Origin of the sequence: Caballeronia sp. ATUFL_F1_KS4A (assembly GCF_023630905.1) — a bacterium.
Classification (GTDB): domain Bacteria; phylum Pseudomonadota; class Gammaproteobacteria; order Burkholderiales; family Burkholderiaceae; genus Caballeronia; species Caballeronia zhejiangensis.
Genome location: NZ_JALQEB010000034.1, coordinates 64,927 through 87,688 on the forward strand (window position 1 = coordinate 64,927; position 22,762 = coordinate 87,688).

Sequence of the window (22,762 nt, forward strand, 5' to 3'; positions counted from 1 at the left end):
GCACGCGTAATATACGATCTCCTTTCAAGCCGATGACTTCACAGACGTTCAGTAACGAGGAATCGCCTTCATGGATGACGCCACGCGCGAATTCGACCGCTTGCGCCCTCGTCTGCAGGGCATTGCGTATCGCATGCTCGGTTCGGTCGCCGAAGCCGAGGATATCGTGCAGGACGTATGGCTGCGCTGGCATGCGGCGGCTCACGAAGCGATCGAGAATGCCGAGGCGTGGCTCGTCGCAGTGACGACGCGCCATTCGATCGACCGGTTGCGCGCCGCGAAGTTGCAGCGCGAACACTACACCGGCATCTGGCTGCCCGAGCCGCAGATCACCGAGCCGCCGGCAACGCCGGAGGAAGTCACGGAGCGCGCGGACGACGTATCCGTCGCGTTCCTCATGCTGCTCGAACGCCTCACGCCCGAAGCGCGCGCGGCGTTTCTGTTGCGCGAGGTCTTCGACGCCGACTATGCGGAGGTCGCGAACATCATCGGCAAGACGGAGGCCGCATGCCGCCAGCTCGTGAGCCGAGCCAAGGCACAACTACGCGAAGAGCGTCCGCGACGTTCGGTGTCGCGAGAGATTCAAAGGCGCTTGCTGCATGCATTCGCGCACGCGATGGAGCTCGGCGATTTCGCAGCGATTCACGCGATGCTCGCGGAGGACGCCATGCTGATCGGCGATGGCGGCGGGCGCGTGCAGAGTTTCCCCAAACCGCTTTTGGGCGGCAAACGCATCGCGCAGCTTTTTTATGCGGCCTTTCTGCGGTATGGAAACGGCGTGTGTCTCGAACTCGTCATGCTGAATGAGCAATGGGCGCTGCTGCGTTTCATCGACGGCAAGCTCGAATCCGCGCAGACTTTCGATATCGAAGATGAACGCATCGTACGCATACAGGTGCAGCGCAATCCGGATAAGCTCGAACGCATTGCGGCTCGCCATGGCAATGCATGAACGCTCGCGATTCGATTGATGCGTGCGAGGCAACAGCGTGGGCACGTTCGCGTGTCTACCGCGACAAGCCGCGCAAACCTAGGATGACATCCATCTTCAACCAGACATGGAGTCATCATGACGCAGCGAGTCAACTACATTCAACAATCTCCCGAGCTTTTCCGGAAGTTCTATGAGTTCAGTCAGGCGGTGCGTGAATGCTCGATCGAGCAGACGACCCGCGATCTCGTGACGCTTCGCGCATCGCAAATGAATGGCTGTGCGTTTTGCGTCGATATGCATGTGAAGGAAGCGAAGATTCATGGCGAGCGCGAACTGCGCACGCATCACGTTGCGATCTGGCGTGAATCGCCGCTGTTTTCGCCGCGCGAACGTGCCGCGCTCGCGTGGACCGAAGTGCTGACGCGCATTCCCGAGCATGGCGTGTCCGACGATCTCTTTGCACGCGTGCGTGAGCAGTTTTCGGAGAAGGAGTTGTCGGATCTGACGTACATCATCATCGAGATCAATGGGTGGAACCGTGCGAATGTCGCGTTTCAGACGGTTCCGGGTTCGTCGGATAAAGCTTTCGGCCTGGACAAGGCAAACCTGTCGTAGTGCGTTCGCGCCGTCGTTCGATCATGGGAGAACGGATCATGCACAGCATCAAACGCGTGGGACTTGCACTCGTCTTCGGATGCGCGGCGCTCGCGGCGAGCACGGCGCACGCGGCGCCGGAGGCCATCGTCAAGGAACTCATGACGAAGCCGCTTCCGGAATATCCCGGCAAGGAGGCGCTGATGATCAGCGTGGAGTATCCTCCGGGCGCGGTCGATCCCGTGCATCGTCACGACGCTCATGCCTACGTATATGTCCTGGAAGGTACGATCGTCATGCAGGTTCGCGGCGGCAAGGCCGTGACGCTCAAAGCCGGCGATACCTTTTATGAAGGCCCTGACGACATTCACACTGTGCGACGCAACGCGAGCAACACGAAGCGCGCGAAATTCATCGTGCTGCTTCTCAAAGACAAGGACAAGCCCGTTCTGACGCCCGTTAAATAAAAAATTCGGCATGGCGCGTCACAAACCGTGTGGCGCAAACGTCTTGTTGGACAGAGCCACTACGTTTCGTGCCGCCATGCCATCAGACCTTGTGTGTCATTCCGACGATTCTCTCGCGTATAGCTTCGTAGCGAGTTATGCGGGCGTCGTTTCTTTTCTTGCCGTCGCCAACGAAGGCAGCTTCGCGAAAGCGAGCGACCGCCTGGGCATCGGCCGTTCCGCCGTCAGCCGCAACGTGCAGAAGCTGGAAGCACAGCTCGATGCGCGTCTCTTCCTGCGCACGACGCGCAGCACGTCGCTCACACGCGAAGGCGAGCTCTTCTACAAGAATTGTCAGCCAGGCGTGGAGCGCATCGTGCAGGCGCTGGAGGACATGCGCGAGTTGCGCAACGGGCCGCCACGCGGTCACTTGCGCATCGCGTCGGCACCGGGCTTCGGCCGCAAGGTCGTCGCGCCGCTTCTAGCCGGCTTTAATGCACGCTATCCGGACATCGCACTCGAACTGCTGCTGAACGATCGTCCGTGCGATTTCACGGCAGATAGGGTGGATGTCGCGTTTCGCGATGGTCACATGGAAGATAGCGAAGTCGTTGCAAAGCAATTGATTCCGATGCAGATGATCGTCTGCGCATCGCCGGCGTATGCGCGCGAGCACGGCCTGCCGCGTCATGTCGACGATCTCGACGACCATCGCTGCATCAATTTCCGCGCGCCGGCGGGGCGCATCGCTGAATGGGAATTCAAGGTCGACGGCCTTGCGCGAAAGCGCTCGCCTGCGGCCCGGCAAACCTTCAACGATATCGACCTGATGCTGCAAGCAGTGCTCGACGGGCAGGGCATCGCACAACTGCCTGCGTATCTCGTCTGCGATTCGCTCAAGGCGGGGCGCCTCGTCACCTGTCTCGCGCAATACGCGCCCGACGATGGCGGCCACTATCTTTGCTATCTCAGCCGCAAGCATTTGCCCGCGCGCGTGCGTGTATTCGTCGATTACATGACCGAGCAGACGCGCGCGCTTGATCTGCATTGCCTGACGACGTTCATCACGAACCCACGTGCGGGCGTGCAGCAGCTCATCTCAACCGATTGATGCATCGAAGGCAACACTGCGCATCCGTGCGAGGCGCTACCGGATGCACGCCTGCACGCCTACGATGCGTCATCATCGCGCATTCGCGCATTCGCGGATCGTTTCGAGGAGGAAATCATGAACATCGTAGTCATCGGCGGAAGCGGACTCATCGGCAGCAAGGTCGTGGAGCGTCTGCGTGCGCGCGGGCACGAAGTAATCGCGGCATCGCCGGCATCTGGCGTCGACACGATGACAGGAAAGGGCCTGCAAGAAGGGTTGCAGGACGCGCGCGAGGTCGCGGCGCGTTGAGCGATCGTGCAACGTTCGCGCGAAGAATGGATGACCGCCATGGAGCATATCGATCCGCCGCCCGTCAGCCTGCTCGACAGGTATCAAGGACGCGACGTGCAACCCCTGTATTCGACGACCGTCGCGGTGACGGGTGGCGATGCGGGACATGGCCGCGCGACGGGCGAGGCACGATCCGACGACGGCAATCTCGCTCTTGACCTGCGTATGCCCGAGGCGCTCGGCGGTCCCGGCGGCGGCACGAACCCCGAGCAACTGTTCGCCGCGGCCTACGCTGCATGTTTTCATGGCGCGATGGTCCTGCTTGCGGCGCGCGCCGGCATCGTTGTCGAGGCTGCAAGCGTGTACGTCACGGTCGAATTCAGCCGCGATCCGATGGACGGGCTCTTCGTGTTGACCGCCCACACACGCGTGCAGATGCCCGGCATCGAACGCAGCGTAGCTGAGGAACTCGTGCGCAGCACGGAACGCTTTTGCCCTTATACGAAGATGGCGCGTCAAGGCATCGTCAACATAGTTGCGCTTGCAAATACCGACGATGCCTCGAAAGCACATCAAGTCATCAAACGTTGAGTGGTTTCACTCGCTCTATCGCGCCGGCTCAACGCGCCCAACGCGAACGCGGCGATGATTGCGGGAATCGCGAGCAGCGTGAAGACCGCGCCAAATTGCAGCCCCATGCTCATGAGCACGCCGCCGGTCATTGCGCCCGCGACCGCGCCCATGCGGCCGATGCCAAGCATCCATGCGACGCCGGTCGCGCGGCTTCGCGTCGGATAGAACGACGCGGCGAGCGCCGACATCGATGTAACCGCGCTCGTCACCGCTGTTCCGGTCAGGAAGATCAGCACAGCAAGCCAGAACTGATCCGCGATGCCGCGTCCGATTGTCAGCACCATCGCCGCTGCGAGCACATAAGCGCACGCGTTCACGCGTCGCGGATTGGCCTTGCCCATCACCCAGCCAAGGCACAGGTTGCCGAGAATGCCGCCGAGCGGAAAGAGCGATGTCGTGAGCGCAGCGCGCTCGGCGGAGAAGCCTGCATCCTTGAAAAGCGTAGGAAGCCAGTTCGTCAGCAGATAGAAGATCATCAGCCCCATGAAATAGGCGAGCCATAACATGGACGTGCCAAAGCGATAGGGACGCGAGACGATGATGCCGAGCGAAGATTTGTCGGCGCCGGCCGTGCGCGTATCGGCAGAAGTGAACATGACGCGCGCGCCTTCCGCGAGACGCGGATCGTTCGAGATGCGGCGCAGGACGCGCCCGATCTTTCGCGTAGGGCGTTGTCTCACGACCATGAACTGTGCGGACTCGGGCAACAGAACGAGCAACAGCACGGTGAGCCCGATAGGACCGAGTCCGCCGGCGACGAGCACGCTTTGCCAGCCGAAATGCGGTATGAGCCATGCGGCGCAGAGCCCGCCAAGCGATAGTCCTACGGAGAAGCCGCAGAACATCGCATTGACGGCGATAGCACGAACGCGCGCCGGTGCGTATTCGGACATCAGCGTGACCGCGTTGGGCATTGCCGCGCCGAGACCCAGGCCGGTGAGAAAGCGCCACGCGGTTAGTGTTTCGACTGAGCTTGCTTGTGCCGATGCGAGGCTCCATACGCCAAAGAAGAACACGGAAATGGCAAGCACCGCCTTGCGTCCGATACGGTCGGCGGCCGGCCCGGCCACGAGCGCGCCGATGCCGAGACCGACGAGCGCCGCACTCATCACCGGACCTAACGCGGCGCGCGTGATGCCCCAGTCGCCGATCAACGACGGCGCGATAAAACCGATTGCCGCGGTATCGAAACCGTCGGCCGCGACGACGAGAAAGCACAGGATCAGAATGACCCATTGATAGGGCGAGAAGCGCTCGCCGTCGATAAAGCTCTGGACCTCGATGGTCCCGACGTTCTTTTCCATGCCGTTATGTCTCCATTCATTCATGTGCAAGCGGAAGAATGCGGCCTTCGTCGTGCCGCTATGCCGCGCGCTTATCGAACTGCTGGCGAAAGACTCTTGAACTCGACGCGCCTGATGATGCGGCTTTCCTGGGCGACGATGAGATGCGCCGACGCATGCAGATAAGCGGGCCATTCGGGGTCGTTGTCGCGCGCGGTGCGCCGCTGGTCGTAATCCGCGATGCTCTCGTAGCCCCACAGATGCACGACCTGATTCAACGCGCCGATATCGCTCATATAGAAACCTACGGGCGCGCCGAGATATCTGGTCTGAATAGGCATCGCTAGACGGTCGAATACGTCGATGAATTCCGACATGCCGCGCGGCTTGATCGTATAGATGCGGTGATCGATGAAAGGCTTGCTCATGCTGCGCTCCTCAATTCGCTGGACTTCGCGTGCGCGTCGACGCTGCCCGCGAGATGCAATCCGGTGAGATAACCGAACGTCATGATTGGACCGAGCGTGATGCCCGCGCCGGGGTAGTTGCCGCCCATGACGCTCGCGCGGTCGTTGCCGACGGCATAGAGCCCTGGTATCGGCTCGCTGCCCTTGAGTACCTGGCCATGCGGATTCGTCGCGATTCCGTCGAAGGTGCCGAGATCGCCCATAACGACCTTGAGCGCGTAGTACGGACCGTCGCCAATCGGTGCGATGCAAGGATTCGGCTTGTGAGCGGCATCGCCGAGATAGCGGTTGAAAGATGTCGTGCCACGGCCGAAAGCAGTGTCCTTGCCCTGCGTGGCATCGCGGTTATAGTCGCGGACCGTCGCTTCGAGCGCTGTGGCGTCGATGCCTGTCCGCCGTGCCAGTTCCGCGAGCGTGCGGCCTTTGACGAGATATCCGTTCTTCAGATGAGGACCGACCGGTAGCGGCGCGGGCTTTGCAAAGCCGAGGCCGTATTTGCGAATCGTCGCGTGATCGCAGATGAGCCACATGGCTGTTTCGCTTTCATCGCGACAGGCTTCGATCATCGCTGCGCCGACATCGTGGTAGGAATTCGATTCGTTCGTGAAGCGCACGCCGCTGCGTGTCACGCCGATCACGCCCGGCTTGTAGCGATCGAGCAGATGCGGGAACACGCCGTATTTGCCGCCTTTTAGCGGCACGCGCGAGACCGGCATCCACGCAGCGGGCTGCGGATAGCGAATATCGACACGTCCGCCCACGCGCTCGGCCATGCGCGCGCCGTCGCCGGTATTGCATGCCGGCACAGGCGATACATGTTCGCCGCCGCGCCGCACATGCGGATAGGCCTTTGCGATGCGCGCGACATCGTGAGAGAAGCCGCCACACGCCAGCACGACACCGCGTCGCGCAACGATGCGCGTTTCATGTCCGTTCGCAATCACGATCGCCCCGGTCACGCGGCCCTTCACCGTAATCAGTTCTTTCGCGCCCGTTCGCGTGTGAATCGGAATGCCGAGATCGAGCGTGGATTTCGCGAGGCGCGCGGCGAGTGCGTTGCCGCTCGTGATCTGCACGCCGCGCTTGTATTGTGCGAGTTCCCGGATATGGCTCGCGAGTCGCTTCGCGACATACCACGCGGATTCGATCGATTTCGTCGCGTTAAAGAAATGCTTGAGATCCGCGCTCGACGAATTGAACATCATGCCGATGAAAGTTATCGTCTTGAGCGGCGGGCGCAGGCGCACGATGTCCTTGCCAAGCGCGCGTGCGTCGAACGGTTTTGCAACGACGGAACGTCCCACGTCGACACCGCCCGGCGCATCGGGATGATAGTCGGGGTAGAGCGTCGGCAGAAATTCGACCGAGGTCTCGCGCTCGAAGAATTCGATCATGCGTGGGCCGCTTTCAAGGAACGCTTCGACGGCTGCTTCGTCATACATCGCGCCCGTTTCGCTGCGCATGTATCGAACTGCGGCTTCGCGCGTATCCTGCACGCCCGCTTCTTTCGCGTGGCGATTTCCCGGTATCCACAAGACGCCGCCCGAGAACGCGGTCGTGCCGCCGAAGTATTCCTCCTTCTCGACGACGATCACGTCGAGCCCTTGCTTCTTCGCTGTAATCGCCGTGGAAAGGCCGCCGGCGCCCGAGCCGATCACGAGCACATCGCAAGCGAGATCGGACGACCGCGTTACGGTAGTCATGATGAAGTCCTTTGATTGAAGCCGGGCGCTTCGCACGCCCGTGAGATGAGAAGCAGCGTGTCAGGCGTTGCGCGGCGCTTCGAAGCCGGGACGTGGAACGAGATCCATCAACATGCATTCGAAGCCGCCGTCGACGGCAAGCTCCGCGCCGTTCACATAGGCCGCGCGCTGGCTTGCGAGGAATGCAACCACCTCGGCGATATCGCGCGGTTCGCCGATGCGCCGGCTTGCGATCATTGCGCTGCGGCGCGCTTCGACATCGCCTTGCTCATAGAACGCCATCGAAAGCGGCGTGCGGATCATGCCGGGGCAGACCGTATTGCTGCGCACGCCGCGCCCGCCCCATTCGGCGGCGATCTGACGGGATAACATTGCGATGCCCGCCTTGCTCGGGCTATATGCGCCGCTCCACGTCTGCGGATGATGCGCCGCCACCGATGCGATATGCACGATGCTTCCGGCGCCGCGCGCGAGCATGTCGCGCCCGAATGCCTGCGCACATAACATGTAGCCGGTGAGATTGACGGCGAGCATCGCATTCCATGCATCGAGGCCGATATCTTCGATGCCGCCCGCGCGCAACAGGCCTGCGTTATTGACGAGCACATCGACCTGACCGAACTTGCGTGCAACTTGATCGCGTGCGCGGTTCACGCTCGTTGCATCGCCGATATCGCAAGTTATGGCGATAGCATCGACGCCAGTTGCGCGCAATGCTTGCGCCGCATCGTTGCAGCCCGCTTCATCGCGATCGAGTAGCGCGAGCCTTGCGCCCGCATCGGCGAATGTCGATGCAATGGCGCGCCCGATTCCGCCGGCCGAACCCGTCACTACACATACGCTCGATTCGAGGCCGAGCCAATGCTGCGCGGTGTGATCCCGCGCGGCCTGATTAGTCATCCTTGTCTCCTGAGTTCGTTCGATGCAAAGGCGCCGATAGCCTTGCCTGTGAAAAAAGTATATTCACGGCCATGCACGAAAGATTGGACAAAGGACGCAGACGACAGGACAATTTGTGCATCAGGAGACGCAGGATATGAGGAAAATCCCTAACTACAACTTGTACGGGGAATCGGCGCGTCCGCCGTGGTATGACGCGTTCAACTTCGAATGGATCGTCGAGCGCAGCGCGCCCAACGACTGGCATATCGACGCGCATCGCCACGATGCGCTCTTGCAATTTCTGTACATTCGCGGCGGCGGCGGGCAAGTGCTGATCGAGAACAGCATGATCGATCTCGTGCCGCCGTGCGTCATCATGCTGCCCGCGCAAACGGTTCATGGATTCAACTTCGCGCCGAACGTGGATGGTCTCGTCGTGACCGTCGCGCAAAGATCGATCGAGGCGCTGGCATCGATCGCGGCGCCGGGACTCGTTCCGGTGTTGCAACGCGCAGGCGTCTCGCGCATGAGTGCCCACTCCGTGGAGGAAAGCGCATTCGTGCCGATCGTCGAATTGCTCGAGAAGGAATTCCGCGCGACGAATCGCGGTCACATGGCGGCGGGCATGTCGCTATTGATTGCACTCTTTGTGCATGTCGTGCGCCTATGCGAAAGCGCATCTGCGCCGAGTGTCGCATCGACCGAAAGGCGGGCGCAGCAGATCAAGCGCTTCAGGGAACTGGTGGCCGCGCATTTTCGCGAGCATCGACCTGTCGAGTTCTATGCGCAGAAGCTCGGCATGACGGTCACACAACTCGGGCGGATATGCCGCGAAGAGATCTCGAGTTCGCCGCTCGCAATGATCAACGAGCATCTTGTGCGCGAGGCGCAGCGCGATCTCGTTTATTCCAGCATGTCGGTCAAGCAGATCGCACATGGACTGGGCTTTGCCGATATCGCTTATTTCAGCCGCTATTTTCGCAAGCAGACCGGCGTCACGCCGACCCGATTCCAGGCGGAAGCGCACAAGGCGCTGGCCATTCAATAGCCCGTTCGCTTCCTTCTTCGAGGGTTGCCAGCTTCGTACAAGCGTGCGATGCTTCGCCGTGCTGTAAATCGATAACAACAAGAAAGGCCCGAGCGAGACCAGTCCGGTTTAATCACCCTTCGAAGGAGTGAACATGATCGTACTGTCATCGGATCCAGCGGCGCACGACGCGTCGCGGCGCTTCCGCATAAAGGCACGCGGAATGCTGTGCGCCTGGCTCGTCATGAGCTCGGCTGCCAATGTCGCCTATGCCGACGCACAAACGGCGTATACGCTTCTGCCGCCACCCAGCGAGTTATACGGTGACCTTTTCGTCGCCGTGCAGACGCAGGGCGTCTATCCCGATCAGAAGACTTTCGTCGATGCCATACCCAAGATTGACCCCGCGCAGATCGTGCAGGCTTATCATCAGCAGATGTCGGTGCCGGGCTTCTCGCTCGCGACGTTCGTCGCACAATACTTCACGCCGCCAACGGATCAGGTGATTACGCCGCCGCCGAATCAGAGCCTGCGCGAACATATCGACTGGCTTTGGCCCGAACTCACGCGTCTGACGACGACCGCGAACGTACCCGCCAACAGTTCCCTGATTCCGATGCCAAAGCAGTACGTGGTGCCTGGCGGACGCTTTCGGGAAGGTTACTACTGGGATACCTATTTCACGATGCTCGGTCTGCAGGAGGCAGGCCGCGAAGATCTCGTCGACGATATGCTCGATAACTTCGCGTATCTGATCGACACGATCGGCCATATTCCGAATGGCAATCGCACATACTATGTGAGCCGTTCGCAGCCGCCGTTCTTCTCCTATATGGTCGAACTTGCCGCGCACAAGGAAGGTGGACGTGTTTATCAGAAGTATTTGCCGCAATTGCGCCGCGAACATGATTACTGGATGCAAGGAGCGGATACGCTGCGGCCAGGCGGCGCGGTACGCAACGTCGTGATGATGCCGGACAAGACCGTGCTCAATCGGTATTGGGACGAACGCGATACGCCGCGCGACGAGTCCTACTCGGAAGACGTGGCGACCGCCAAGCTGGTCACGAACCGTCCGGCGAACGAGGTGTATCGCGACTTGCGTGCGGCGGCCGAAAGCGGCTGGGACTTCAGCTCGCGCTGGTTCGGCGACAATATGACGCTTGCGACGATCCGCACGACATCGATCATTCCCGTCGATTTGAATAGCCTGATGTTCCACCTCGAAACGACGATCGCAATCGGTTGCGGCGAGGCGCGTGATTTCCGTTGTGTCGGCGAATTCGTGGGGCGTGCGGCCAAACGCGCGATCGGCATCAACAGATATCTCTGGAACAAGAACGGGTATTACGGCGATTACGACTGGAAACTCGGTCAGCCGCGCAACAACCCATCGGCTGCTATGCTCTATCCGCTCTTCGCCAACGTGGCGTGGCCGGAGCGCGCGCACAAGACCGCGGAAACCGTCGAAGCGATCTTGCTCAAGCCGGGCGGACTCACGACGACCACGTACAACACGACGCAGCAATGGGACGCGCCGAATGGCTGGGCGCCATTGCACTGGATCGCCGTGCAAGGATTGAAGCGCTATGGGCGCAGCGATCTCGCGCAACAGATCGGCACGCGCTTTCTTGCCGACGTGAATAACGTCTATAACACTCAACATAAGCTCGTTGAGAAGTACATCGTGGAAGGTAGTGGAACGGGCGGCGGAGGAGGTGGGGAATATCCGTTACAGGATGGTTTCGGATGGACGAATGGCGTGACGCTGAAACTGCTCGATCTCTATTCGCCGGGGCAATGAGCCGATGAAACGGCGGGCATCGTCAAAGGTCATGTAGCGATGCCCGCGTTTCGGTTCGCGTCAATCCTTCTTCGCCTGCTTTTGCCGCCGATATTCCGGTACTGTCATGCCGCCCACGCCCCAGTTCTCCATTTCCACTTCCTGGATGACGACGAACGTGGTATCGAGCGGCTTGTTCAATACTTCGAGAAGGAGTTGGCTCGCGCCCTCGATGAGTTGCTTCTTTTCCTCGGCAGTCACCGCGTTCGTGCCGGGCTTGTTGCCTTCGCGTGTCACCTGAATCGTTACGATCGGCATGACGATCTCCTTGAGTGGGAAACGACGAAGCGCCTGCGAGAGGCGCATCGTCAACGGGCAAAGAATCGATCAATGTCCCGCGCTTTGACCGCCGTCGACGTGCAGGATCTCGCCCGTCACGAACGGCGCCGCATCAAGATACAGCACCGCGTTCGCGATGTCGCTCATTTCGCCCATGTGTCCCATCGGATGGAGTGCGCCGAGCGCGTCGTGCGTTTCGGGCGCATGCATCGGCGACTTGATGATGCCGGGCGACACTGCATTCGCGCGAATGCCTGACTTCGCATACTCGATAGCAAGCGACTTTGTCGCGGAATTCAGACCGCCCTTGGTCAGCGACGCCAATACCGAAGGCACGCCGCTTACCGCATGATCCACGAGCGACGTCGTGATGCTGACGATGTGGCCGCTCTTGTTCTTTTCCATTTGCTCGATAGCCAGTTGCGTGATGTGGAAGAAGCCATTCACATTCACGTTCAGAACCGCGGCATAGTCTTCCTGCGTATATTGCGTGAAAGGCTTTGCGACGAATATGCCGGCGTTGTTGACGAGCGTATCGATGCGGCCGAACTTTGCGATTGCCGCTTCGACCACGCGCTGCGCGGTGGCGCGATCGCCGATATCACCGGCGACAGCGACGACGTTCGGATCGTCCGGTTGCTGAATTGAACGGGCGGTCGCGACGACGCGATAACCTTGCGCACGGAATGCCTTGACGATTTCAGCGCCGATGCCTTGCGATGCACCGGTAACGATAGCGACTTTGCTTGCGTTGCTCATGATGAACCTCGATGAATGTTGGTTTGGGCCTGTTGCGGATCGGACCGACGGCTCCGATGGCTCGTAATCTAGGCCTTTCGAGATTCCTTGCGTACACCCGTGATGGACAATCAGTCTTGCGTGCGAGGAACAAATGGGCCGCAGCGAAATCGATCAGACGAATGAATCACCGATAGGAGAAACGACGTGACGCTGCAAAACGTAAAGGCCTTCGTGTTCGACGTATTCGGCACGGTAGTGGACTGGCGCGGCGGAGTTGCACGCGAGGCTGCGCCATTTCTTCAACGCCACGGCGCAATCGACGCAACGCCCGAAGCGTTCGCCGATGCATGGCGAAGCCGCTACGTGCCTGCGATGCGCAAGGTGATCAACGGGGAGCGGCCATTCGTGCGGCTCGATGTGCTGCATCGCGAGAATCTGCTCGACGTGCTGCCGGAGTTCGGCATCGATCCGAATGCCGTGGCTGCCGAAGCGCTTGAAGAGTTGAATCTTGCATGGCATCGGCTCGATCCGTGGCCGGATTCGATAACGGGTTTGCAACGGCTCAAGGCGCGCCATATCATCGCGCCGCTTTCGAACGGCAATATTCGATTAATGGTCGATATGGCGAAGCGCGCCGGTCTGCCTTGGGATGCGATTCTCGGCGCGGAGATTGCGCAAATCTATAAGCCCGATCCGCAGGCGTATCTACGCACGGCCGAAGTGTTGATGCTGACGCCGGAAGAAGTATGTCTCGTCGCTGCGCATAACGACGATCTCGCGGCGGCAAGAAGGTGTGGGTTGCGCACGGCGTTCATCGCACGGCCCTATGAACGCGGTCCCGCTCAGACAGTGGATTTAAAAGCCGAAAGCGATTGGGATGTCGTTGCCAAGGATATGAACGAATTGGCCGATGCCGTGGGTGCGTGAGCGCTGCGAGCATCGGCCAATGACGAGCTGGATTTAAGCGACGCCTTCGACGATGCGGAAGTCGCGCACGACGGAATCGCCCAGCACTTCCAGTGCGCGCTTATACGTTGCACTGTTATAGGCGGCGACGGCTGCTTCGAGTGAATCGTATTCGATGACGACGGTGCGCTCGAGCACGCCTTCGCCTTGCACCATCGACGCAACGCCGCGCACGAGCGGACGGCCGCCGCCTTCTGCAATAGCCTGCGTTGCGATCTTCGAGTATTCCGCAACCTGATCGGGCTTCATGATTTTTGTGTACACACTGACCCAATATCCCTTTGCCATCTTTATCTCCAGTGTTTGAAGGGCGCCTTGCGCCATGAGGCGAACGCACTGTGCATTTGCATTCAGTCCGGCGGACAGCATAGCAAATTCTCGATTAAGCGCGTTTCGGTGAAAGGTGCTTTCTTGCGCTAGGGGTTAACCCGAGAGCACCTGCGTCATAAACTGCTTTCACTGCTTCGAAAGGCACTGTGTTCGAAGCCGGGCACCTCATAACACTGGAGTTTCATCATGAAGTCGATCATCCGCGCAGCACTCGTCGCAACCGCTCTCGTCATTCCCGTCGCTTCGTTCGCGCAAAGCCAGATCACGCGCGCTCAAGTGCGCGCGGAATTGGCGGCATTGGAGAGCGTCGGCTACCACGTCGGCGACGGCGATCAGGCGCACTATCCCGAAGCCATTCAAGCGGCCGAAGCGAAGCTCGCCGCACGCGATGGTGCGACGGCCTATGGCGGCGCGGCCAACGGTGCATCGCAATCGGGTAGCGCACGTGTGTCGCAGTCCGAGTGGAACGCAATGTACTCGCGCTAAATGCGTGAATGACTGAAGCGGTCTATATGACCGCCTCAGGCGATGCATTCAGTCCGCAGCGTATTTGCGGTCGAGTGCATCGAAGAGCGGCTTGTTCACGAGCCGTTGACGCTCGGCGAAAGGCGCAACGACAGCGGGATTTTCGTCGAGACGTCCCTGCGATTTCAAGGCGCCGAGCGCGGTCTGCATGCCGCGCACGGCGCTTTGCAATGCCGCATTTGCATAGAGCACGAGGCTGAAGCCGAGGCGTTCGAGATCCGCGCGGTCGGTAACAGGCGTCTTTCCGCCGATCACGATGTTGATCAGTTGCGGCGCGTCGAGCAGCTTCGGCAGTGACGCGATTTGCTCCGGCGTTTCGATCGCTTCGACGAAGAGAATGTCGGCGCCCGCTTCGACGAATGCGCGTGCTCGTTCGATCGCTGCATCGAAGCCCTCCACCGCGCACGCATCGGTGCGCGCGATGATCAGAAAGTTATCGTCTTCGCGGGCATCCGCCGCTGCGCGTATCTTCCCTACCATTTCATTCGTCGATATCACGGCTTTGCCCGCGAAGTGCCCGCATTTCTTCGGCATAACCTGATCTTCGAGCTGAATGGCGTCCGCGCCCGCGCGCTCCAGCGTGCGTACCGTGTGACGCACGTTGAGCGCATTGCCGAAGCCCGTGTCCGCGTCGACGATAAGCGGCAGGTCCACTGCATCGCGGATGCGCGACGTATGCTCCGCGATTTCCGCGAGTCCCATGAAGCCGAGATCCGGCAGGCCGAGCGACATGTTGGTTACACCTGCACCGGTGATGTAGATCGCCTCGAAGCCGAGATCGGCGGCGACTTGCGCGCTCATTGCGTTGAATGCGCCGGGCAGCAGCAGGGCGCTGCGAGCGTTGACCCGTTCGCGAAAGGCCGCGCGGCGGCGCGAGGAAGAAGTGGTCATGGCTAAGGTTCCGGAAAGATAGTTCGTGTTCGGCGTCGATGCATGCGCCAGCGTCTGCAATGCTAACGCGCGATGCGCTTCGGCGCTCGCACGAACGTCATTCGAAGCGGAACAGCGCACGCGCCGAATCGCGCAACACGATGGTACGCAGCGATGCGTCGGGAATCCAGCGGTCGAGCGCATCGCGCGATGCGCCGTAGTCCATCAGGCTTTGATGTTGCGTGTGCGGCCAGTCGCTGCCCCACACGAGCCGCGCTGCGCCGAATGAATCGAGCAAGGCGGACGTGAGCGTCTGACCGAGCGACGTGCCGGTTTCGCCTTCCACGCTGCGGTAAGCCGCCGATAGCTTGACCCACACGCGGCCGCATTGCGCCGTCGTCAGCAGATAGCGAAAGCCCGGATCGTCGGCGCCAAATGCCGGATCGGGACGGCCGAAATGATCGATCACGATTGTGCAGGCTTGTTCGAGCAATGGCGCGATAAGCATCGGCAAGTCCACGGCATCGCGATGAATCTCGACGTGCCAGCCGAGCGCGTTGACGCGCTCGAATAACGCTCGCCAACGCGCTTCACGCAGATCGGGCAACGCAAGCCCGATCAGATTGAGCCGCATGCCGACGACGCCGAGTGCCGCTAGGCGATACAACTCCGCGTCGCTGATCGAAGGATCGATAACGGCCACACCGCGAAAGCGTTGCGGATAGCGCTGCAGCACATCGAGAAAAAACGAATTGTCGGTGCCGAGAAAACTCGGTTGCACGAGCACCGCATGAGAGACGCCGTTGGTGCGCAAGTGTTCCGCATAGGCATCGAGCGTTGCGTCGTAGTCGGGTGCGTGTCGACGATGCGGTGCCAGCGGCAGGCCGCGCACGAAGACATGCGCGTGACTGTCGATCGCTTCGATGGCGGCAGGCTTCGATTCGAGCCATTGCTCATCGCCGAGCGTGGAATGAAGTGAACGCGTCATGGAAAGTTCAGACATGCTTGGGCGAACGCTCGTTCGACGCAGCTTGACCAGGCACAACAGCAATGCGACGGCCTTTCGTTTCAGGCAAGAGCAACGCGGCCACGACGACGAGTCCATAGGCCGCGCCCGCGTCGATGCCGATTGCCTGTCCGATCGGCATCGAATTGCCCATGTGGCCGACGAGCACCGGAAACGCCGCCGACACGACGCGTCCGAAGTTGTAGCAGAAGCCGACGCCCGTACCGCGCACGCCTTGCGGATAGAGCTCGTTGAAGAGCGCGCCGAGCGTTGCGGGAATGCCCGCGGAGAACAGACCGAGCGGGAAGCTCAATACGAGCATGGCAATATCGCCGATGGGCAGGAACACATAGACGTTGACCGTGACCGCGCAACAGACAGCGAAGAGAATCACGTTCTTCCTGCGACCGATCTTGTCTTGCAGCCATGCACTGACAAAGCATCCGATGATGAATGCCGTAATCACGACAGCCAGATAGCCGCCCGTGCCGAGCACCGACAAATGCCGCTCGGTTTTCAGGTAGGTGGGCAGCCATGTGGTAATGGCGTGATAGCCGCCGTGCGCGCCGAGGCCGATCAATCCGCCGACGATCGTCGTGCGCAGCACAGAAGGATGAAAGATTCCAGCGAGAATGGCGAGAGCGCTCTGACGTTGTGCATGTTCCTTTTCGGCAGGTTTCGATTCACGCGGCGGCTCTTCGATATTGCGGCGCATATAAATGACGAGCACAGCCGGAATGAGGCCGACGGCGAACAGCACGCGCCAGGCCCAGTCGGGTGATACCCATGAAAACACGATTGCATAGAGCAGAACCGCACCGGCCCAGCCAAAGCCCCATGCGCTTTGCACGATGCCCATAGCTTTGCCGCGATGTTTCGCGCGAATCGTTTCGCTCAACAATACTGCGCCCGCCGTCCATTCGCCGCCGAAGCCGAGTCCCTGAAGCGACTTGAGCACGAGCAACTGTTCGAAATTCTGCGCAAAGGCGCTGAGAAACGTGAAAAGCGAAAACCAGAGAACCGTGACTTGCAAGGCCTTGACGCGTCCGATTCGATCGGAAAGCACGCCCGCGAAGAGTCCGCCCAATGCGCCCGCGACGAGCGTCGCGCCGCCGATCAGACCGGCTTGTCCTTTTCCGATGCCCCATGTCGCGATGAGTGTCGGAATGACGAGACTGAATAACTGCGTATCGACGCCGTCGAGCGCCCAGCCTGCAAAGCATCCCCATAGCGTGCGTCTTTCCGCCGTGGAAATTTCACGGTACCAATTCATCTCGCGTCTCCTGTGCTGGCCTCTGGCCGGCTCTTGTTCAATATGCCACTGAATTCTAAAAACGAATCGCGGCCGCGCATACTATGGATACGTTCATCTTTCATAGCATTTTGATATGCTCGCAAGATGGAGACGCGCAACCTCAAATACTTTCTCGCGGTAGTCGATGCAGGCAGCGTCACGCGCGCGGCCGAGGTACTCGATATTGCGCAACCCGCGTTGAGTCAGGCGCTTTCGCGCATGGAGCGCGATCTTGGCGTGAAGCTTTTCGAGCGCACGCGACGTGGCGCGCAATTGACTCCGGCGGGCGACGCAATCGTCGAAGACATTCGATTGAGCGTGGCGCGCATTGACGCGGCATCGCATCGTGCGCGTGAAATCGGTGCGCAGCGCGGCGGGCGTCTGACGATAGGCTTTGCATCGGCGGCACTTTTCAGCCTGTTGCCTCGCGCGATTGCGGCGCTGCGCGAAGAGGTGCCGAACGTCGAACTCATGCTAAGAGAAATGAGCAATGCGGAGCAGGCAAGCGCGTTGGAGAAAGGAACGATCGATATCGGCTTGCTGCATACGCCTGTTGCCGTGGGCGGGCGCATGCGCGAAAAGTTGATCGTGAGAGAGCGCTTGCTCGCGGTACTGCCGATGTCTTTTGTTATTGGCGACGATGGAAAAGTCGGTTTGAAGGAGTTATCCGATGCAGGCCTCGTATGGTTTCCGAGCGATCAATTGCCGGTAGTTCGCGCGGGCATCCTCAGTGCTTTTCGTAAAGCGGGTTGCGAAGCCAACGTCGTGCAGGACGCGAATCGTTCTCTGACGGTATTGGCTTGCGTCGCGGCCGGATGCGGCGCATCGCTCCTGCCGCAATCCGTGACTGCGTTGCAGTTCGCCGGCGTGCGCTTCTGCGACGTGCGCGACGGCGATAACCTGCCACCATTCGAACTCAGCGCAATATGGCCGATGCGTTCCCGCCCGACGCTCGCGGATCGCTTCGCGGCCTTGCTCGAAGCATGAGCGCATGATCGCATCGCAAGGAGACACGCATGAATGAAACATCGAACGATCTGCCGCTACCGGACGGCATTCGCGCGCGCATGATCGACAATGGCAATGGCCTTTCGATGCATGTGCTCGAAGCCGGATTCGATATCCCCGGTCGGCCTTGCATCGTGCTCCTTCACGGCTTTCCCGAACTCGCTTATAGCTGGCGCAAGATCATGAAACCGCTTGCCGATGCGGGCTTTCATGTCGTCGCGCCGGATCAGCGCGGTTATGGGCGCACTATCGGCGGTATTGCTTCATTCGATACCGATCTCGAAGAGTTCACATTTCCGAATCTGGTCCGCGATGTACTGGGTCTCGTGTCGGCGCTGGGTTATCGCAGAGTCGCATCGGTTATCGGTCACGATTTCGGCTCGCCCGTTGCCGCGTGGTGTGCATTGATTCGTCCCGATATATTCGCATCGGTCGTGATGATGAGCGCGCCTTTTGCGGGGCCGCCCGCATTCGCCTTCAATACCGCGAACGACGATGCAAGGCTCGCGCGCGTCGAGACGGCGCAATCGCTCATGGCCGAAGCGGTCGCCGGGCTCGCGTCGCTCGATCCGCCGCGCAAGCACTATCAATGGTATTACTCGGGCGCGCAGGCGAATGACGACATGTGGCACCCGCCGCAAGGACTCGCCGCGTTCTTGCGCGCGTATTACCACATGAAGAGCGCGGACTGGCCGGACAATGATCCGCATCCGCTCGCATCCGTTTCTGCCGATCAACTGGCTTTGCTGCCCACGTACTACGTAATGAACGCGGATGCGACGATGCCGCAAACCGTCGCCGAACATTCGCCCGACGCCGATCAAATCGCCGGATGTGCCTGGCTGTCCAACCGCGATTTGAACGTCTATGCGAGCGAATACGCGCGCACGGGATTTCAGGGTGGACTGAACTGGTATCGGTGCGGCACCGATCCGAGTCTTGCTGCTGCACTGCGGATGTGGTCGGGGCGCACTATCGACGTGCCGTCATGCTTTATCGCAGGCGCGAGCGACTGGGGCTATTACCAGCGGCCGGGCGATTTCGAAGCGATGCGCGTGCTGGCCTGCACCGATTTTCGCGCGACGCATCTGATCGAAGGCGCAGGACATTGGGTGCAGCAGGAGCAGCCGAGCACCGTCGTCAGCCGCATACTGCGGTTTCTCCGTCAGAATGCGCCATAGAAATGTATCCATACGTGTATGAAGTTTCTTGTTGTAAGAGTGTCATCTGAATGAGTTGTCCGGCGGAACTTCATTGAAATCGCGGCTGTCCACGAGCCTCGCGGCCTTTTTTGTAGGTCGGCATGAACCGCGAGGAGAGTATCGATGGATAAAGGACGTGTTGCCGCGCTCGACGCTGGCCGGGCGCTCGCGATCGTCGGGGTAGTCGCAGTACACCTGTCGTTTCAGTTTCCCAATCTGCCGGGCACCGTCACGCTCATTGCGCGCATGGGCCAATACGGCGTGCAGTTGTTCTTCGTGATCAGCGCGATCACGATCTTCATGACGCTCGAAGTGGATCACGCGCGCTGCGCGGATGCGCGTCATGTCACGTTGCGCTTCTATATCAAGCGTTTCTTTCGCATAGCGCCGATGTACTACGCGGCGATCGCGGTCTATGGACTCATCAGCTATGGCGCGACGCGCTCGGGCATCGAACGCGCATGGATTCTCGGCGCACATGGGCCGATGGACGTGCTGCTCAACCTGGTCTTTCTGCATGCGCTTTCGCCGACAGCGATCAATAACGTCGTGCCAGGCGGATGGTCGATCGGCGTGGAGATGCTGTTCTACCTGATTGCGCCACTTCTATTTTTTCTCGCGATGAATCGCGCGCGCCTCTTGCTGGCTACGGTGTTGTTGCTCGGCCTCTCGTATGCCGTGATGTCGATGGCCGATTGCAACGGCACGCTCGATTGCAATGTCGCCAATAACACGTTCAGCTATTTCTGGCCGCCCGTGCAGGGTCCGTGCTTCATCGTCGGCATGTGGGCGTGGTATGCATTTCGCTCGCATCTTCTCGGCGCGTCCGACGTGACGGCGCGCGTGTCTTTACTGTATTTTTCACTGGCGCTGGCTTTTGCGCTCACGACCGCAGCGCTCGGCGTGTGGCTCGACAAGGCGCATGCGCTCGCGCCCGTATTCGCGGCATGCAGCGCCGTGGCCTTTCTGCTCTTCGTGTGTTCACGTCATGCCCGCAAGCATCGCGATAACAAGCATGCCGTGCCGCGCATCACACTCGTTCGACGCGCCGCCGCCGCGCTCGGCCGCGAAAGTTATGGTATTTATCTCTGGCACTTCATCTGCGTCTACGTGACGTTTCATTTCTTCGATCGCTCATTCGGACAGAAGAATGGAGAGACGTCGCTCGCGTTGTTCGGCGCGACGCTGATCGCGGTGCTCGTCGTCTCTTATGCATTGTCGCGTGTGTCGGACCGGCTGATTCAAGGGCGTGCTACACGCTTGTCGAGACGCCTGCTCGCATCGGTCGATCGACGCTTTCATCTGACGCGCGACGCCTGATCGCGAGGATAAGCATGAGCGCAGAACGCCTGACGGAAAGCCGGCATGGCTCGGCTTTCCCGCTGTCAAAGTACACGCGCGCGTTCATTCGATTCGCTCGCAAGCGGGGTGGCGTAGTGCTGGATATCGGCGCAGGTTATGGAACCGCGTCCCTGCCTACGTTAAGCAAACGCACGCGCGTGATCGCGAACGACATTTCCCGGGCGCAACTGGAGCAAATCCGGCAGGCTGCACCGGCCGCGTACGTCAGTAATCTCGTCTTGCTGGAAGGCGCGTTCCCGCACTACGAACTCGAAGCCTCTTCTCTCGACGTGATTCTCGCGTCTCACGTACTCCATTTCCTCGCGCCCGATGATTTCCGCACGGGCGTCGCCCGGCTATTCGATTGGCTCAAACCCAACGGCAAGGCATTCGTGCTGTGCTTCACGCCGTATCATCGTTTCATGGCGAAGATGATTTCCGACTACGAGCGGGCGATCGTATCGGGCAATGCATGGCCAGGATTGACGGAGGACTCGGATCGCTATGCACTCGCGCCAAAGCTATTGCCCGCGACAGTCAACCTCATGGACCCGACGATACTCGCCCGCGAATTCATGCTCGCGGGTTTTCGCATCGAGTGCGTGGAATTCACGCCGTGTCCTCGGGGCGTGAATCCGGAATACTTCCCTCTCGATGGCCGCGAGTGGGTCGGACTCGTTGCCTACAAAAGCGCCTGATTCGTCGTCGCTGGCGCGGGCAATTCGAACCGCCTTCCGCGCGTGCGATACAGCACGATGCTCAGAGCCAGCGTCGCAAGCTCGGTGATGGCGACGGTCATCCAGATGCCGCGCGGCCCGAACCATTCGGTCAGAAGCCAGAGCATCGACAAGAGCAGCAGCCAGCTTCGCAACAGGGCGACGATCATCGACGCGAGCGGCGCTTCGATGGCCGTCAGATAGCCGCTGATCGCTACGTTGATCGCGGCAGGCAGGAACGCGAGCGCGCACCACGGCAATGCGTCGCGCAGAAGCGCTTGTGCCGCAGGACTGTCGGGCACGAAGAGCGCCCCGAGCGGTTGCGCGAGCGCGAGGATCGCGAAAGCGGCGGCGAGTGCGAAGCCTGCCGTAACGATGACGCCGATCGAAAACGCGCGCGACACGGCATGCGCGTTGCCCGCGCCGCGCTGAAAGCTCACGATAGGCTGCATGCTCTGTACGAGCGCGACCATCATGACCGACGCGATCATCGTCATGTATTCCACGACTGCGAACGCAACGAGGCCGGTGTCGCCGAGCCAGCGCAATACAGCGTGATTGAACGCGAAGAGCGTGACGCTTGGCGCGATCTCGCCGAGAAACTCCGATGCCCCGTTATAAGCCATGCGCCATGCGTGATCGAGCCGCGTGAAAGCATGGGCAACAGGCCGAACGTGCCGGGCCTTGACGAAGTGGTAGGCGAGCATCGGCATGCAGGCGAGCGCCTGGCTGATGCCCGATGCGAGCGCCGCGCCACGCATGCCCCATTGCATGTGGCTCACCATCCACCATGTCAAGGCGACATCGGCGGTGCCGCCCGCGATCAGGCAGACGAGACCGAACTTCGCCGCGCCTTCGATTCGCAAGAACAGTTCGAGCGCATAACATGCGGTCGGAAACAGAACGAAAGGCGCATAGGCGTGCAGGAAGTCTTTCGCGAGCAGCGCAAGCTCGCCGCGCGCGCCCGTCCATTGCACGAAGGTATCGGCATAAAAATGGATCGCCATCGCGAATGTCACGCCGCATAGACCGAGCAGCCAGAGCGCCTGTGTGAATGCTTCGGCGGCATCGCGTTCGCGCTGCTCGCCGAGCAATCTCGAGACGAGCGTCGATCCGCCGACGCCGATCATCACGCTGAATGCGTAAGGCAGATAGAGCAACGGAACGAGCACATTCAACGCGGCAAGCGCATCTGGGCCGACATGGCGTCCGATGAAGATGCCGCTGATGACCGAGTGCATGCAGTACACCCATGCAGCTAGCACGGTGGGCACTGCATAGTTCGAAA

25 protein-coding genes are annotated in these 22,762 nt (G+C 60.4%); 14 read left to right on the forward strand and 11 right to left on the reverse strand.

Translation table 11 applies throughout. The features are described from left to right. Nucleotides 1-70: 70 nt before the first annotated feature. The 6 genes from NCS03_RS20770 (at nt 71) to NCS03_RS20795 (ending at nt 3,949) form a co-directional block, all read left to right on the forward strand. Entirely contained in the window at nt 71-952 is an 882-nt protein-coding gene (locus NCS03_RS20770) for an RNA polymerase sigma-70 factor (protein ID WP_175980751.1), read from the forward strand. 117 nt (nt 953-1,069) lie between these two features. Continuing rightward, on the forward strand, nt 1,070-1,549 hold the full coding sequence (locus NCS03_RS20775) for a carboxymuconolactone decarboxylase family protein (RefSeq protein WP_008347936.1): 480 nt from the start codon (nt 1,070-1,072) through the stop codon (nt 1,547-1,549). Nucleotides 1,550-1,587: 38 nt separating this feature from the next. Further along, complete coding sequence (locus NCS03_RS20780) at nt 1,588-1,995, forward strand: cupin domain-containing protein (RefSeq protein WP_250529698.1); 408 nt, start codon at nt 1,588-1,590, stop codon at nt 1,993-1,995. Between the two features lie 76 nt (nt 1,996-2,071). Beyond that, a complete protein-coding gene (locus tag NCS03_RS20785; RefSeq protein WP_250529699.1) occupies nt 2,072-3,085 on the forward strand; it encodes a LysR family transcriptional regulator in 1,014 nt (337 codons plus the stop codon). Nucleotides 3,086-3,202: 117 nt separating this feature from the next. After that, nucleotides 3,203-3,376: an NAD-dependent epimerase/dehydratase family protein gene (locus tag NCS03_RS20790; protein ID WP_250529700.1), complete on the forward strand. Its 174-nt coding sequence runs from the start codon at nt 3,203-3,205 to the stop codon at nt 3,374-3,376. A gap of 39 nt (nt 3,377-3,415) precedes the next feature. Further along, a complete protein-coding gene (locus NCS03_RS20795) occupies nt 3,416-3,949 on the forward strand; it encodes an Ohr family peroxiredoxin (RefSeq protein WP_250457311.1) in 534 nt (177 codons plus the stop codon). Here NCS03_RS20795 and NCS03_RS20800 read toward each other — a convergent pair. The 4 genes from NCS03_RS20800 to NCS03_RS20815 all read right to left on the reverse strand — a co-directional run bounded on the left by NCS03_RS20800 (nt 3,931) and on the right by NCS03_RS20815 (nt 8,344). Continuing rightward, a complete protein-coding gene (locus NCS03_RS20800; protein WP_250529701.1) occupies nt 3,931-5,295 on the reverse strand; it encodes an MFS transporter in 1,365 nt (454 codons plus the stop codon). The genes NCS03_RS20795 and NCS03_RS20800 overlap by 19 nt on opposite strands. Before the next feature lie 71 nt (nt 5,296-5,366). After that, nucleotides 5,367-5,702 carry an NIPSNAP family protein gene (locus tag NCS03_RS20805; RefSeq protein ID WP_008347947.1) on the reverse strand — a complete coding sequence of 112 codons (336 nt, stop codon included), beginning with the start codon at nt 5,700-5,702 and terminating at the stop codon, nt 5,367-5,369. Then, nucleotides 5,699-7,444, reverse strand: a complete 1,746-nt coding sequence (locus tag NCS03_RS20810) for an FAD-dependent oxidoreductase (RefSeq protein WP_250529702.1) — start codon at nt 7,442-7,444, stop codon at nt 5,699-5,701. The genes NCS03_RS20805 and NCS03_RS20810 overlap by 4 nt, the downstream gene beginning before the upstream one ends. Before the next feature lie 60 nt (nt 7,445-7,504). Continuing rightward, nucleotides 7,505-8,344 (reverse strand): SDR family NAD(P)-dependent oxidoreductase, encoded by an 840-nt coding sequence (locus tag NCS03_RS20815; protein ID WP_250436487.1) that lies wholly within the window; start codon nt 8,342-8,344, stop codon nt 7,505-7,507. A gap of 136 nt (nt 8,345-8,480) precedes the next feature. Between NCS03_RS20815 and NCS03_RS20820 the strand changes: the two genes are divergently transcribed. Beyond that, complete coding sequence (locus NCS03_RS20820) at nt 8,481-9,374, forward strand: helix-turn-helix domain-containing protein (RefSeq protein ID WP_250529703.1); 894 nt, start codon at nt 8,481-8,483, stop codon at nt 9,372-9,374. 133 nt (nt 9,375-9,507) lie between these two features. Next, complete coding sequence (gene treA, locus NCS03_RS20825; protein WP_175980770.1) at nt 9,508-11,157, forward strand: alpha,alpha-trehalase TreA; 1,650 nt, start codon at nt 9,508-9,510, stop codon at nt 11,155-11,157. A 60-nt stretch (nt 11,158-11,217) separates the two neighbouring features. Here the strand turns inward: treA and NCS03_RS20830 are convergent, their stop codons facing one another. Together NCS03_RS20830 and NCS03_RS20835 are read right to left on the reverse strand one after the other, a co-directional pair. Then, nucleotides 11,218-11,454: a tautomerase family protein gene (locus tag NCS03_RS20830; RefSeq protein WP_008347957.1), complete on the reverse strand. Its 237-nt coding sequence runs from the start codon at nt 11,452-11,454 to the stop codon at nt 11,218-11,220. Between the two features lie 69 nt (nt 11,455-11,523). Next, nucleotides 11,524-12,234 carry an SDR family NAD(P)-dependent oxidoreductase gene (locus NCS03_RS20835; protein ID WP_175980772.1) on the reverse strand — a complete coding sequence of 237 codons (711 nt, stop codon included), beginning with the start codon at nt 12,232-12,234 and terminating at the stop codon, nt 11,524-11,526. A gap of 186 nt (nt 12,235-12,420) precedes the next feature. Between NCS03_RS20835 and NCS03_RS20840 the strand changes: the two genes are divergently transcribed. Next, entirely contained in the window at nt 12,421-13,143 is a 723-nt protein-coding gene (locus NCS03_RS20840) for a haloacid dehalogenase type II (protein WP_008347961.1), read from the forward strand. Nucleotides 13,144-13,176: 33 nt separating this feature from the next. On the opposite strand, the gene NCS03_RS20845 is transcribed toward NCS03_RS20840, so the two are convergent. After that, nucleotides 13,177-13,470, reverse strand: a complete 294-nt coding sequence (locus NCS03_RS20845; protein WP_008347963.1) for a DUF1330 domain-containing protein — start codon at nt 13,468-13,470, stop codon at nt 13,177-13,179. A 228-nt stretch (nt 13,471-13,698) separates the two neighbouring features. On the opposite strand from NCS03_RS20845, the gene NCS03_RS20850 reads away from it, so the two are divergent. Beyond that, a complete protein-coding gene (locus NCS03_RS20850; RefSeq protein ID WP_250457273.1) occupies nt 13,699-13,998 on the forward strand; it encodes a DUF4148 domain-containing protein in 300 nt (99 codons plus the stop codon). Nucleotides 13,999-14,046: 48 nt separating this feature from the next. Here NCS03_RS20850 and NCS03_RS20855 read toward each other — a convergent pair whose 3' ends face one another. The 3 genes from NCS03_RS20855 to NCS03_RS20865 all read right to left on the reverse strand — a co-directional run bounded on the left by NCS03_RS20855 (nt 14,047) and on the right by NCS03_RS20865 (nt 17,186). Continuing rightward, a complete protein-coding gene (locus NCS03_RS20855) occupies nt 14,047-14,928 on the reverse strand; it encodes an isocitrate lyase/PEP mutase family protein (protein WP_008347967.1) in 882 nt (293 codons plus the stop codon). Nucleotides 14,929-15,025: 97 nt separating this feature from the next. After that, nucleotides 15,026-15,895, reverse strand: a complete 870-nt coding sequence (locus tag NCS03_RS20860; protein ID WP_250436492.1) for an amidohydrolase family protein — start codon at nt 15,893-15,895, stop codon at nt 15,026-15,028. Nucleotides 15,896-15,902: 7 nt separating this feature from the next. Then, on the reverse strand, nt 15,903-17,186 hold the full coding sequence (locus NCS03_RS20865; protein ID WP_008347969.1) for an MFS transporter: 1,284 nt from the start codon (nt 17,184-17,186) through the stop codon (nt 15,903-15,905). 126 nt (nt 17,187-17,312) lie between these two features. On the opposite strand from NCS03_RS20865, the gene NCS03_RS20870 reads away from it, so the two are divergent. The 4 genes from NCS03_RS20870 to NCS03_RS20885 all read left to right on the forward strand — a co-directional run bounded on the left by NCS03_RS20870 (nt 17,313) and on the right by NCS03_RS20885 (nt 21,456). Continuing rightward, a complete protein-coding gene (locus tag NCS03_RS20870) occupies nt 17,313-18,194 on the forward strand; it encodes a LysR family transcriptional regulator (RefSeq protein WP_008347970.1) in 882 nt (293 codons plus the stop codon). Nucleotides 18,195-18,223: 29 nt separating this feature from the next. Continuing rightward, on the forward strand, nt 18,224-19,396 hold the full coding sequence (locus tag NCS03_RS20875) for an alpha/beta hydrolase (protein ID WP_250529704.1): 1,173 nt from the start codon (nt 18,224-18,226) through the stop codon (nt 19,394-19,396). 144 nt (nt 19,397-19,540) lie between these two features. Then, nucleotides 19,541-20,737, forward strand: a complete 1,197-nt coding sequence (locus tag NCS03_RS20880; protein ID WP_008347972.1) for an acyltransferase family protein — start codon at nt 19,541-19,543, stop codon at nt 20,735-20,737. 14 nt (nt 20,738-20,751) lie between these two features. Continuing rightward, nucleotides 20,752-21,456 carry a class I SAM-dependent methyltransferase gene (locus NCS03_RS20885; protein WP_008347973.1) on the forward strand — a complete coding sequence of 235 codons (705 nt, stop codon included), beginning with the start codon at nt 20,752-20,754 and terminating at the stop codon, nt 21,454-21,456. Here the strand turns inward: NCS03_RS20885 and NCS03_RS20890 are convergent. Continuing rightward, nucleotides 21,441-22,748 carry an MATE family efflux transporter gene (locus NCS03_RS20890; protein ID WP_235366221.1) on the reverse strand — a complete coding sequence of 436 codons (1,308 nt, stop codon included), beginning with the start codon at nt 22,746-22,748 and terminating at the stop codon, nt 21,441-21,443. The genes NCS03_RS20885 and NCS03_RS20890 overlap by 16 nt on opposite strands. Nucleotides 22,749-22,762: the final 14 nt, after the last annotated feature.